A 12,871-nucleotide genomic window follows, 5' to 3' on the forward strand; every position below is an offset into this window, starting at 1 on the left:
GCACAGCTATGAACATAAACGACTCTCGAACTTTCGAGAGAGGATATATGGGGAGGGAGAAAATTGCTGGTTTTTCAAAATCTGACCAAAGTTTATGGAAATATCACAGCAGTGGATAATCTAAACTTTGAAATAGCAAAAGGTGAGTTTTTTGGATTATTAGGCCCTAATGGGGCTGGTAAAAGCACCACCATCAGGATGTTAAACACATTGACTGCGCCTTCGAGCGGGTCAATTTTGATTGATGGTCGGAAGATTGACAGGAACGCGACAGAGTTAAAGGCAAAGATCGGGGTTGTTTCACAGCATTTGAATCTGGAAGTCGAAATGACAGCTTGGGAAAACCTTGAGATACATGGCTGCCTTTATGGTTTAAAAAAAGCTTTTCGCCGGAAACGCATTGAAGAGCTTTTAGAATTTACCGGTTTATCTGACAGGGCAAATTATTTGGTTAGGACTTTTTCGGGAGGAATGAAAAGGAAGTTGATGATAGCCCGCGCGCTGATGCATGGACCGGAAATATTGCTTATGGATGAACCCACCGTTGGACTTGATGCCGCTGTACGGCGGAAAATGTGGGATTTGATGAAGGGATTAAATAAGAATGGCTTAACGGTAGTACTAACAACCCATTATATAGAGGAAGCGGAGATATTGTGCGGCAGAGTTGGGTTGATGAACAGCGGAAAGCTTATTGAATTGGATACCCCCCAAGAACTTATTAAAAAAACAGGGGAATTTGTACTGGAATACTTTGAAAACGGAGAGACCAGGAGCAGGTTTTTTGATACCAGGCAGCAAGCAATTGACAGTGCGGCGGGGATAGATGGCAGTGTAAACATACGGCGGGCTAATCTGGAAGATACATTTATCAAACTGACCAATAGAAAGGTGGAAAATTGATATGCAGTTCATCGCCATATTATGGCAGGAATATGTTATCTTTAAACAAAGATTCTGGAGTGTTACTACAGGTACCATGATTGCACCTGTTTTATATCTGATTGTATTTGGGTGGGGACTTGGCAGTGGCATAAATATAGGCGGAGGTTCATACATAAATTTTGTTATTCCCGGTATTATAGCGCTTACAACCATGAACTTAAGCTTTAGCACAGTGGCTAATGATATTAATGTTTCCAGGCTTTATTCGAAAACCTTCGAAGAGTTTATGGTTTCACCGATAAGCATGTTAGTTTATGCGGCTGGGAAGATAACAGCCAGTGCTCTTAGAGGAATTTATTCAGCTCTTATTATTATTTTACTCGCTTTAGTTTTTAAGGCTGGGCTCAAGTTTGATTTTTATTTTATCATGATGATTATATTGAATTGTTTTGTTTTTTCAGCTTTAGGGTTTAGTATTGGATTAATGATTAATTCCCATGCGGATATGTCAAAATTTATGAATTTCATTATTACTCCAATGTCTTTTCTTTGCGGAACTTTTTTCCCGCTGGATAAAATGCCTGTGGTACTGAAACAATTTATCTGGATATTGCCGCTGACACAAACAAGCCTTGCATTGAGAAACAGGGGTGAAGATATAGTAAGCATGCTCCTGCCCCCGGCAATACTTACAGTTTATCTAATTATTTTCCTTATTATTGGAGTGAGGATTTGTAAAAAAACGGAATAAGCAGAAAGGGGTACAGGATGATGGAACATGTAAATAAAAGCTATCCATTTACGGCTATCGTGGGCCAGGAGAAAATGAAAACAGCACTTATATTAAATATAATCAACCCATTACTGGGAGGAGTCCTGATTAGGGGAGAAAAAGGCACAGCCAAGTCAACAGCGGTCCGGGCCCTGGCAGAATTACTGCCTGAACGGGAGCAGGTGGAAGGGTGTGTTTTCGGATGTGATCCGGCAGATACAGGCTTGATGTGCAGCAGCTGTGCGGAAAAAAAGAATAAAGGCATCGGTTTGGAGGTTATTTCGTCAAAGATGAGGGTTATTGACCTGCCTGTCAGTGCTACTGAGGATAGGGTCGTGGGTACTCTTGATATAGAGCATGCCATTAAAAAAGGTGAAAAAAAGTTTGAACCGGGTATTTTAGCCCAGGCTAACAGGAACATTCTTTATGTTGATGAGGTCAATCTTTTAGATGACCATGTGGTGGATGTATTGCTGGATTCTGCCGCGATGGGTGTCAATACTATTGAACGTGAAGGAGTTTCCTTTTCCCATCCGGCTAAATTTATTCTGGTTGGCACTATGAATCCGGAAGAAGGGGATTTAAGGCCTCAGTTGCTGGATCGCTTTGGTTTGGTTGTGGATGTTGCGGGAGAAAATGATGTTGCCAAAAGGGTTGAAGTAATCAAAAGAAGGCTGGAATTTGAAAACGATCCTGTAGAATTCAGCCAAAATTATGAAGAACTGCAGAAGGAGTTATGTAATAAAATTTCCGGAGCCGAACAAATGTTGAAAAAAGTTTGCTATAATGATAATATCCTTGAACTGGCCGCTAAAATATCAATTGCAATGGGTGTGGATGGGCACCGGGCCGATATTGGCATGATTAAAACGGCTATGACAATAGCAGCTTATAATTCACGGGAAGACGTAAGGGAGAGCGATATGTCGGAAGCTGCCGAACTGGTGCTTCCTCACAGAATGAGAAGGAGACCGTTTGAAGAAGGGGTTATGGATTTTAGTAAAGTAAAAGAAATTATAGAAGACAGGTGATGAACTAAATGAAAATAGCCTTATTGCACTTGGACCTAAGTGGTGGTCCGGAAAAACAAAATATAACGGTACTCAGTCATGCCATTAATTTGGCAGCCGAACAGGGAGCAAATTGGATTATTACTCCGGAAATGGCATTACAGGGATATTTTTTTTCCAATATGGACAAATCTGCAGAACCCCCGGTTCAGCCTAGTGAGTCAATGCAGGTTTTATGCCAACTGGCTGCCAGGCATAAAATAACTATATTTTTGGGCTGTGCGGAAAAGGATGCCGTTACAGGTAAATGTTACAACAGTTGTCTAGTGCTTGGACCAACAGGGGAAGTTCTGGGACGTCACCGTAAAATGCATACTCACGGGGTTGGAGCAGAAGCGTGGGTAACTACCGGGAATCAGTTGGAGCCTGTAAACTGCCAAGATATTAAGGCTGGAATTCTTGTTTGCGCAGATTCCTGGTTTATGGAAAATTCCCAGTGCCTTAAGGAGAAAGGTGCTGAGGCAATCATAATCCTGGCGGCCTGGCCGCCGACAGAAGAACACGGCCCTGGCGACTGTTGGGAGAGGTGTTCACAGACTGCTGGACTTCCGGTCTGGGTATGCAATCAGACCGGAAGTCATGAAAATCTGGATTTAAGTGAAGCGGAAAGCGCCGTAGTTGTCGGAGGAAAGACCTTATTTACATACTGCAGCAGGGAACCGGCTATCCTGCTCTTTGAGTGGGATCTCAGTAAACAATGTACATTATCAAGACAATTTTCCGTTATTGCGGTGTAGCTTGGTGGATTAATTGGAGTAAAATGGGGGAGAGAAATGAAAATAAAACTACATACATTGTCTACTGGTGACTCTGTTTATCATAATCGTAGTAATAGAAGCATTATTTTATTGTTTGAACAACCACGCAAAGTCCTCAGCACTTCATTGATGAACGGAGGGTACTGTGAAAACCTGACAGCAGTTTTTAATCATAATAGCAATTATGATGGCGAGGCCGGCACCCTGCAGCCCCCTACTTATGAAGAATATATGCAGTTGGCAGCTAAGGAAGCCGGGCTTGATCCCGACACGGTCTCCGGCATGGGAACTGCTGCTTCTATGGAAAATGTGGCCATACAATCAGCAACCTACGAAAACCTGACGGTAACAGCGGTGGTAACCGGTGGTGTGGAAATCAATGGGGGCAGGGTGGGTGATCCGGCCACATATTTTCAACCTATAGAAAAAAGCACTCTCCATAAATCTGGAACCATCAATATAATGCTTGTTATTGATGCCGATATGCCGCCCAGCAGTTTGGCCAGGGCACTGGTTACCTGTACGGAAGCAAAAACAGCGGCATTGCAAGAACTAATGGCCGGCAGCAATTATTCCAACGGCCTGGCGACAGGGTCAGGAACAGACCAAACTATTGTGATTGCTAATCCTGATTCGGATTTATATCTGGAAAGTGCAGGCAAGCACTCCAAATTAGGGGAACTTATTGGCCGGGTGGTTAAACAAGCCGTCAAAGAAGCCCTGTTGCTTCAAACCGGGTTGTCACCTAAGATGCAGCACAGTGTGCTGCGGCGTATGAAGCGCTTTGGGGTAACAGAGGAAACAGTATGGCAGGAATATGTGTCAGACAACAGTGGAGAGGTTATCAAACCACAGTTTTTAGAGTATTTATCTAAGATAGATACTGATGGGCAGTTAGTTGCTTATACGTCTTTGTATGTGCATTTGCTGGATCAATTCTTGTGGGAATTATTGCCGGGAGAAGAAGTTATGCAGACCGGTAGTGAATTAATAGCACTGGTTGCCGGCAATTTTGGCATACCACCTATGCCGATTGCCGGACCGGAGCTTCAAGATTATGTTCAGGCATGGGCAAAGCTGGTTAGTGATATTGTCAAATTTAATATGTCTGCTCCATACTAAACAGCGAAACAATAATAATCTATATTTATAGACAAGTATATAGGCACATGATATAATATTTTAAAAAATAGCAATAAGCAAGTGATTCTGTTTTTAACAGGATTTAAAAGGGAAGCCGGTTTAAATCCGGCGCGGTCCCGCCACTGTAAAAGTGAGTCTGTCTGCATTATGTCACTGGAGATTCCGGGAAGGCGCAGAACAGGCAATGACCTTAAGCCAGGAGACCTGCTTGCTTAAACTCGCCGCTTTACCCACGATGGATGGGGAGGAAGAGAACTTTCATGTTTTTTTACCTTCTGCATTTTTGTGTAGAAGGTTTTTCAGTTAATAATTATACTTTTGGATTAAGCTATAGTAAAAAGGGAGAGGACGGTATACACTTAATGCTTAATATTGATGGGTTTGCATATACCAATCGCTTGCGTCAGGTTCATCCTCTGGAAAAAGCTGCATTTGCTTTTATAACAATGTTTCTTTGCCTCGTTTTTTCTTTGCCGGAAATTTCATGTATAGTGATAATATTAATGGGATTTGTGATAGTGAAGCTTGCTGATATTCCTATAAAAGCATATTTTAGATTAATGCTGCTGCCTTTTTCATTTTTAGTGATAAGTGTTTTGACTGTTGCTGTTTCCGTATCTACCAAAGACTTGGGGCCTGGATTAATGGCAGGGATAACCTTATCAGGAATAAATGTGGGCTTTACATATAAAAGCTTGATTACGGCCGGAGACTTGTTTTGTAAAGCATTGGGTTCCGTTTCTTGCCTGTATTTTCTTTCATTAACTACCCCTGCCGTAGAAATGGTAGCTATAATGAGAAAACTAAAATTTCCTTCACTATTCATAGAATTAACTGATTTAATATACCGGTTTATATTTGTTATGCTGGCAGCGGCTGACGACATCTATACAAGTCAGTCTTCTCGCTGGGGCTATGCTTCATTCAAAAACTCCACAAAATCACTTGGCCAATTGACTGCCGCCATATTTGTAAAAGCCCTGCAGCGTTCCCAAGCGTTGTTTACATCCTTGTCATCAAGAGGTTATACCGGACAGTTAAATGTGTTAATACCTGAATACACCGTATCTATAAACAATATAATCCTGATTGCTGTTATTGAATCTGCTATAGCCATTACAGCAGTCTTACTAGAGGTGGGGACAATTGGCTGATTATATACTTGAGGCGGAAAATCTTAACTACAGATATCCTGATGGGACTCATGCCTTAAAAAACTTATGTTTAAAGATTCCCAAGGGTCAAAAAACAGCCATCCTGGGTTCTAACGGAGCAGGCAAATCCACCCTTTTTCTTCACTTTAACGGTATTTTAAAACCTACCGCCGGTACAGTGAGATTTAATGGCAAAGATGTCGTTTATAACAAGAAGCAATTGTTGGAATTACGGAAAAACGTTGGAATTGTATTTCAAGACCCGGACAGTCAACTGTTTTCAGCCAGTGTTTACCAGGAGATATCATTCGGGCCTTTAAATATTGGGTTAACTGAAAAAACAGTCAGGGAACGAGTTGAACAGGCAATGACTGCGACCGGTATTAATGAACTGAAGGACAAACCCACACATATGTTGAGTTACGGCCAAAAAAAAAGAGTAACCATTGCGGACATATTGGCTATGGAGCCTCTGGCGCTTATTTGTGACGAACCGACTGCGTGGCTAGACCCGAAACATGCCAAACAAACAGTACGGCTGTTTAACGAAATAAGCAACAATGGCACAACGGTTATTTTATCAACCCATGATGTTGATTTGGCATACTCCTGGGCCGATTATGTATTTATCATGAGTGATGGCAGAGTAATCGGAGAGGGGACCCCTGACAAGGTATTTAGTGACGATATTCTTATCAGGAAAGCTGACCTTGACAGGCCATGGCTGGTAGATGTATTTGAAATGCTAATAAAAAAAGGCTGCCTTTCAGTGAATACAGTTTTACCCCGAAATAAGGAAGAGCTTTTTGATTTAATACAATAGAATGGTAAGTTTTATGTAGCTGTATGGAATATTTTGTGATATAATTCTACACACAAAATAATACTAGGTGAATAAAAAACGATAGGAGGTCGAAAACTAATGGATGTTAAAGCTTTTGACAATTTAACCTTCGGAGTTTATGTCATCGGTTCCACAAAAGAAAGCCGGCTAAATGGACAAGCAGCTCACATGGTTTTTCGGATTTCTTTAGACCCGCAGAGAGTGGCAATAAGCATTAGCAAAAAGAACCTTACTAATGAGTTTATTAAGTCAAGCCGGGTTTTTTCTATTTCTGTTTTATCAAAAGATACTCCTTTGGATTTCATCGGTAATTTTGGTCTCAAATCAGGGCGCGATATTGATAAGTACCAAGATATTTCTTTTAAATTGGGGACAAACGGTGCCCCAGTTCTTTTGGAGCATACTTTAAGTACTATAGAGGCAGAAGTAGTTGAAACTTATGAAATGGAAACACATACTCTTTTTATTGGAAAAGTAGTTAATGCTGAAGTTGTTGACAATGGTGAGCCTCTTACCTTTGCTCATTACCAGAAGGTAAAAGGAGGGTCAGCACCTAAGACAGCACAGAGTGGTCCAAAGGGAACTGTGGATAGCAAGACACAAAAATACGTTTGCTCAATTTGTGGATATGTGTATGACCCGGTTTCCGGGGATCCGGGTTCCGGAATTGCTCCGGGAACGCCCTTTGAGGATATTCCTGAGGATTGGGTTTGTCCGATATGCGGTGCAGGAAAAGCTCAATTTCATGTGGAGGAGGAAGTACAAATGGATTTAAAAGGGTCAAAAACCGAGGCTAATTTGATGGCCGCTTTCAGCGGGGAATCAATGGCCAGGAATAAATATACTTACTATGCATCTAAGGCCAAGAAAGAGGGTCTGAATTCAATTGCCGACTTTTTTGAGGAAACAGCCGGTAATGAAAAAGAGCATGCCAAGATTTGGTTTAAGCTATTGCATGACGGGATTCCGTCAACTGCAGAGAATTTAGAGGCAGCTGCGGCAGGAGAAAATTATGAATGGACGGAAATGTATGCGGATTTTGCCCGAATTGCCAGAGAAGAAGGCTTTGAAAAAATTGCTTTTCTTTTTGAAAAGGTAGGCCAAATTGAAAAGGACCATGAGGAAAGATACCGTAAATTATTGCAAAACCTTAAAGAAAATAAGGTTTTTGCAAGGGAAACCAAGCAGTCCTGGATTTGTACCAACTGTGGGCATATTCATAATGATGAGAAGGCTCCTGAAGTTTGTCCTGTATGTGACCATCCCAAGGCATACTTTGCCATTAAGGCAGAGAATTATTAATTGAAATTGAATGCGAAAGATGGTGAGAAGGATGAACGACAATGTAGCTTTCTACCGTTGTGACTTCTGTGGTAATATTGTGGATATTATTAACAACGGAGGGGGAGAACTGGCTTGTTGCAGTAATCCTATGACTAAACTGGAAGCTAATATCACTGATGCATCAGAGGAAAAACATGTTCCAACGGCAAGTAGAAAAGACGGGAAAATCTATGTAGAGGTAGGTTCCGTTCCCCATCCTATGACAGAAACACATTACATTGAGTGGATTGTGCTGGTTTCCGGAAATAGTATAGAGAGAATTTCTCTTGCTCCTGTAGATGAACCGAAAGCGGTTTTTTGTGATAGGCCGGATGCTGGAGTTTATGCTTTCTGTAATCTTCATGGCTTGTGGAAAACTGCGGTCTAATTAAAATATTGATTTATGTTGCTGCAATAGGACACTTAGGTGTTTTATTGCAGTTTTTTTGCCTTTTATTACCTTGGGCAGGTTATATACCCTGTTGACAAAATAATTGAGCTAGTTAATAATTAACATGGTAAATAATTTATTAGGTTAATAAATAAAGAAATGTGCCGGCGACAGGATAAAAGTGATTAATAATATAATCAAATGTATGTATGAACGGGGAGATGATATTTTTGAATTTTAAACAGCGGAAAATACAGATAGCGGTAATTACTGCAGTTATACTGGTAATTGCTGCTATTGCATGGGGAGCATTAGCGAAAAACAAAGATGTATCTGCCACACAGGCGGAAGAAGTTACTCCAGTTAAGGTTGTAAAGGTGGCTAAGGGGGAGTTGACCTCTATCGTAAAAATAAGCGGTAAAGTGGCTGCTTCAAAAGAGGTGACTATAGTACCAAAGATAGGAGGAAAAGTCACAGAAGTAAGGGTTGAAGTGGGCCAGGAAGTCAAGAGGGGTGAATTGCTGATGGTCCTTGATGATACGGATATCTGTGCCCAGATTAAGCTGCATGAGGCGACTCTTGAGGCATCAAAGGCAGGGCAGCAGCAGGCAGTTATTGCTTATCAGGAAGCCCAGATAAATTTGGAGCGGATGAAATCCCTGTTTGCCCAAGGGGCCATATCAAAAAGCCAAATGGAGGTTGCTGAAAATGGTTTTGCCAGAGCTGCTGCAGCTTACGCACCGGATTCCGGAAGCACCCAGACCGCTGCCCAGATTAAACAGGCCCAGGCACAACTGGAAGCGGCAAAAATAAATTTGCAGAATACCAGGATTACCGCACCTATTGACGGTATTGTGGCAGCTAAAAACATTGAGCCTGGTGAAATGGCCGGTCCGGGATCGCCGGTGCTTACTGTTGCAGATATGGACCAAATGGTCGTGAAAGGTAATCTGCCGGAAAGTGAAGTTAATTTTGCTAAACCGGGTGATGAGGTAAAGGTTTATGTAACTGCGGCAAATAATGAACCCTACAAGGGTTGCATAGAAAGTGTCAGCCCTATTGCTGACCCTGTGACCAAAGGTTATTCTATAAAGGTGCGGATTGAAAACGGCAATCAGTTGCTTAAGGGCGGAATGGCTGCAGAAATACATATGGTTTCTGAAGCACGGGATGATATTCCGGTTCTGCCAAGAGAAGCCTTGTTAGATCAGGGGGACAGGAAAATTGTATATGTTGTCAATGGCAATAAAGCTCAGGAACGGGCAGTAACCCTAGGCCTTATTACGGACGATATGGCGGAAATTGTCTCAGGCCTGAACGCTGGTGAGCAGGTAGTGGTTTCAGGCCAGCAGTTTTTGACAGATGGGACTAAAATCACAGTAGAATCCGGGGGCGAATAAGTTATGAAAATATCTGAATTTGCCGTTAGGAGACCTGTTACTATTACTATGATTGTTCTGGGGATTTTGCTTATTGGAATAGTTTCCCTGGGAAAACTTGCTATTGATTTATACCCGGAATTGGATTTTCCGATAGCGGCTGTTATTGCCAACTATCCCGGCGCCGGTCCTGAGGAAATTGAAAATCAGGTTACCAGGCCCCTCGAAGAAATCCTGGGTACGGTAAATAATGTGGAAAGTATCATGTCCGTATCTTCACCCGGCAGTTCGATGGTATTGATGATGTTTAACTGGGGTACGGATATTGATTTTGCCACTCTTCAGATGCGAGAAAAGGTAGACCTTATTAAATCCGGTTTGCCTGATGATGTGGGTACACCTACTGTTTTTAAAATGGACCCCACAATCATGCCTATTATACAGGTTGGTGTCAGTGGCAGCCGGGACCTGGCAAGTCTTCAGCAGATAACGGAAGACCTGATCAAAAACCGTTTGGAAAGAATTGAAGGGGTTGCTTCAGTTGCAATAACGGGAGGACTGGTCAATGAGGTTGAGGTTAAGGCCGACCCTGTCAAATTAAATGCTTACGGACTTTCAATTAACCAGGTTATCCAGACTTTGCAGGGAGAAAACATGAACCTGTCTTCAGGAGAAATTGAAGACGGGAAGGAAAAGCTGTTGGTTCGGACCGTAGGGGAACTTAAGCAGATTGAGGACTTCGAGCAAATCATTATCAACGGTTCCGGGGGTACCCAAGTTAAGTTAAAGGATATAGCCCAGGTTAAGTTTACCCATCAGGAGCCGACTCAGTTTACGAGAGTAGATCAAAAACCCAGTCTGAGTATAAATATTCTTAAGCAAACTGGAAGCAATATAGTTAAGGTTGCGGATAAAGTAAATCAAGAAATTGAAAAACTGCAAAAAGAACTCCCTGTGGGTGTGAAAATTGATGTTGTTGTCGACCAGTCAATGTTTATTAAGGAATCCATAAGTCAAGTGGCCAGGAACACGGTAGCAGGGGGGATTCTTGCCGTACTGGTACTCCTCCTGTTTTTAAGAAATATCCGCAGTACCTTGATAATTGGATTGGCGATTCCTTTTTCAGTAATTTCCACATTTATTCTGGTGTATTTTGCCGGAATTACCCTTAACGTTATGTCCCTGGGCGGACTTGCTTTGGGGGTGGGGATGATGGTTGACAGTGCTATCGTTATTTTGGAAAACATTTACCGGTATCGCCAGATGGGACATGGATATATTGATGCTGCCATAAAGGGAAGCAGTGAAGTGGGTAGTGCAGTATTGGCTTCGACTTTAACAACTGTTGCGGTATTTTTGCCGATTGTATTTGTAGAAGGGTTGGCATCAGAGCTTTTCAAGCAGTTAGCATTAACTGTTACCTTTTCGCTTTTGGCTTCACTTTTTGTTGCTTTGACTTTGATACCCATGTTATCATCGAAATTATTGAAGGTAAATCCCTTGGAAGAAGCTGCAAGAACGACACCTTTAGCTAAAATGGCCAACATGGTGCAGCATTCCCTAAGGGCATTGGATGAATGGTATCGCAAGTTATTGAGCTGGGCGCTGCAGCACAGGAAAACTGTGCTAATAGGGGTGATTGCGGTTTTGTTGGGCAGTTTTGCTTTAATACCTGTTATTGGCATGGAGTTTATACCAGCGGTTGATATGGGAGAAATTTCAGTTACTGTCGAGCTTCCTAAAGGTGCGGTGTTGCAAGATACGGCCAGGGTAGCCACTGAGGTTGAGGAGATAATTAAACAGGTGCCTGAGGTTCGGACCATTTTCACCAGTATCGGCAGTACCGGTCAGATGATGGGCGGTTCAACAGGAGCGGTTTCTCATATGCAGCTGAAGGTTGGCAGCAGGACCGAAAGGGAGCGTTCTATTGATGAAATAAGTGAAGATTTGAGAAAGAGATTTAAGACTGTTACCGGGGCAAAAATTTCAGTATCTGCTGGAATGCAGCAGATGAGCGGCGGCAGTCCTATAGATATAGCTATCAAAGGCAAAGACCTGACAACGTTAAAGGAGTTGTCCAAACAGGTGGTGCAGGTGGTTAGTGGAGTTCCGGGTACCAGGGAAGTGGAAAGCAGTCTGGAGGAATCCCGCCCGGAAATACAGCTTGTTGTAAATCGTCAGAGGGCCGGACAATTAGGCCTGACATCAAGTCAGGTAGCCTCCAGTGTAAGGACAGCAATCAGCGGGATAACTACCTCTACATATAGGGTAGGGGGAAGGGAGTATGACATCAGGGTTAAAATAGGAGATAATAATCCTAGCCTGAAAGAACTGGAAGGTATGACTATAACTAGCCCTACCGGTGCCAGGGTGCCGTTAAGGGAGGTAGCCGAGATTTCCAGGGTTAATGGGCCAACCAGTATTAACCGGTCAGATCAGTCCAGGGTAGTTAATATTACTGCAAATGTAACAGGCAGGGATTTGGGTTCTGTGACTACAGAACTTAAACAGGCTATGGATAAAGTGAAATTACCAAGTGGGTATTCCATAGAGTATGGTGGTCAAAATCAGGAGATGATGGAATCTTTCCAAAGCTTGGGTTTAGCCTTGATTTTATCAATAATATTGGTATATATGGTTATGGCGTCTCTTTTTGAATCTTTGATGCATCCTTTTGTTATTATGTTTTCCATACCCACCACATTTATCGGCGTAATCGGTGGTTTGGCCGTGACAGGCAGGTCTTTGAGTGTTACGGCTTTAATTGGGGTAATTATGCTGATGGGGATAGTTGTTAACAATGCTATTGTTTTGGTTGACTACATTAATACTCTGAGGCGGCAGGGGATAGATAGGGCCGAGGCTATTGTCCGGGCCGGGCCAATTAGGCTTAGACCGATATTGATGACCACCTTGACAACGGTTTTGGGACTGATACCCTTGGCGTTAGGCTTTGGAGAAGGCGCAGAGGCTCAGGCCCCTATGGCCACTGTTGTTGTTGCGGGACTGATAATGTCAACCCTTTTCACTCTGGTATTTGTTCCGGTAGTATATACTATCATGGACGATGCCGGGCGTTGGTTCCGAAAAAAACGGGGCATGGGAGTAATGAATTTGCCGGGATTTTAATATAGACACACATTGGACACATT

The 12,871-nt window shown here is 42.5% G+C and carries 11 protein-coding genes, 1 pseudogene and 1 riboswitch; all 12 genes and pseudogenes read left to right on the plus strand.

Annotated elements, in window-relative coordinates; translation table 11 throughout:
• Nucleotides 1-63 precede the first annotated feature (63 nt).
• Nucleotides 64-903 (plus strand): ABC transporter ATP-binding protein, encoded by an 840-nt coding sequence (locus tag ABFY19_RS03675; RefSeq protein ID WP_418791892.1) that lies wholly within the window; start codon nt 64-66, stop codon nt 901-903.
• 1 nt (nt 904) lies between these two features.
• Entirely contained in the window at nt 905-1,636 is a 732-nt protein-coding gene (locus tag ABFY19_RS03680) for an ABC transporter permease (protein WP_418791893.1), read from the plus strand.
• A gap of 17 nt (nt 1,637-1,653) precedes the next feature.
• On the plus strand, nt 1,654-2,688 hold the full coding sequence (locus tag ABFY19_RS03685) for an ATP-binding protein (protein ID WP_418791894.1): 1,035 nt from the start codon (nt 1,654-1,656) through the stop codon (nt 2,686-2,688).
• Between the two features lie 8 nt (nt 2,689-2,696).
• Nucleotides 2,697-3,464 carry a carbon-nitrogen hydrolase family protein gene (locus ABFY19_RS03690; RefSeq protein ID WP_418791895.1) on the plus strand — a complete coding sequence of 256 codons (768 nt, stop codon included), beginning with the start codon at nt 2,697-2,699 and terminating at the stop codon, nt 3,462-3,464.
• A 36-nt stretch (nt 3,465-3,500) separates the two neighbouring features.
• Nucleotides 3,501-4,607: an adenosylcobinamide amidohydrolase gene (locus ABFY19_RS03695; protein ID WP_418791896.1), complete on the plus strand. Its 1,107-nt coding sequence runs from the start codon at nt 3,501-3,503 to the stop codon at nt 4,605-4,607.
• Nucleotides 4,608-4,669: 62 nt separating this feature from the next.
• A riboswitch (cobalamin riboswitch) is annotated at nt 4,670-4,855 on the plus strand.
• 33 nt (nt 4,856-4,888) lie between these two features.
• Nucleotides 4,889-5,782, plus strand: a complete 894-nt coding sequence (gene cbiQ, locus ABFY19_RS03700) for a cobalt ECF transporter T component CbiQ (protein ID WP_418791897.1) — start codon at nt 4,889-4,891, stop codon at nt 5,780-5,782.
• A complete protein-coding gene (locus ABFY19_RS03705) occupies nt 5,775-6,605 on the plus strand; it encodes an energy-coupling factor ABC transporter ATP-binding protein (protein WP_418791898.1) in 831 nt (276 codons plus the stop codon). The genes cbiQ and ABFY19_RS03705 overlap by 8 nt, the downstream gene beginning before the upstream one ends.
• A gap of 99 nt (nt 6,606-6,704) precedes the next feature.
• A pseudogene (locus ABFY19_RS03710) lies at nt 6,705-7,325 on the plus strand (flavin reductase); the annotation flags it as partial.
• A 66-nt stretch (nt 7,326-7,391) separates the two neighbouring features.
• Nucleotides 7,392-7,928, plus strand: coding sequence for a rubrerythrin (rbr, locus tag ABFY19_RS03715; protein WP_418792527.1), 537 nt, complete (start codon nt 7,392-7,394; stop codon nt 7,926-7,928).
• Between the two features lie 31 nt (nt 7,929-7,959).
• The gene (locus tag ABFY19_RS03720; RefSeq protein WP_418791899.1) at nt 7,960-8,337 is read left to right on the plus strand and encodes a desulfoferrodoxin family protein; all 378 of its coding nucleotides are present in this window, start codon (nt 7,960-7,962) and stop codon (nt 8,335-8,337) included.
• Between the two features lie 233 nt (nt 8,338-8,570).
• Nucleotides 8,571-9,740 carry an efflux RND transporter periplasmic adaptor subunit gene (locus ABFY19_RS03725; protein WP_418791900.1) on the plus strand — a complete coding sequence of 390 codons (1,170 nt, stop codon included), beginning with the start codon at nt 8,571-8,573 and terminating at the stop codon, nt 9,738-9,740.
• A gap of 3 nt (nt 9,741-9,743) precedes the next feature.
• Nucleotides 9,744-12,848 (plus strand): efflux RND transporter permease subunit, encoded by a 3,105-nt coding sequence (locus tag ABFY19_RS03730; RefSeq protein ID WP_418791901.1) that lies wholly within the window; start codon nt 9,744-9,746, stop codon nt 12,846-12,848.
• Nucleotides 12,849-12,871 lie beyond the last annotated feature (23 nt).

The sequence above is a fragment of the Phosphitispora sp. TUW77 genome (assembly GCF_048453025.1).
Taxonomy (GTDB): domain Bacteria; phylum Bacillota; class Thermincolia; order Thermincolales; family UBA2595; genus Phosphitispora.

Bases quoted from the DNA above. Each gene is read 5' to 3' on its own strand.
- rbr (WP_418792527.1), top strand. From the start codon at position 7,392: ATGGATTTAAAAGGGTCAAAAACCGAGGCTAATTTGATGGCCGCTTTC.
- ABFY19_RS03730 (WP_418791901.1), top strand. From the start codon at position 9,744: ATGAAAATATCTGAATTTGCCGTTAGGAGACCTGTTACTATTACTATG.
- ABFY19_RS03680 (WP_418791893.1), top strand. From the start codon at position 905: ATGCAGTTCATCGCCATATTATGGCAGGAATATGTTATCTTTAAACAA.
- ABFY19_RS03685 (WP_418791894.1), top strand. From the start codon at position 1,654: ATGATGGAACATGTAAATAAAAGCTATCCATTTACGGCTATCGTGGGC.
- cbiQ (WP_418791897.1), top strand. From the start codon at position 4,889: ATGTTTTTTTACCTTCTGCATTTTTGTGTAGAAGGTTTTTCAGTTAAT.
- ABFY19_RS03690 (WP_418791895.1), top strand. From the start codon at position 2,697: ATGAAAATAGCCTTATTGCACTTGGACCTAAGTGGTGGTCCGGAAAAA.
- ABFY19_RS03720 (WP_418791899.1), top strand. From the start codon at position 7,960: ATGAACGACAATGTAGCTTTCTACCGTTGTGACTTCTGTGGTAATATT.
- ABFY19_RS03695 (WP_418791896.1), top strand. From the start codon at position 3,501: ATGAAAATAAAACTACATACATTGTCTACTGGTGACTCTGTTTATCAT.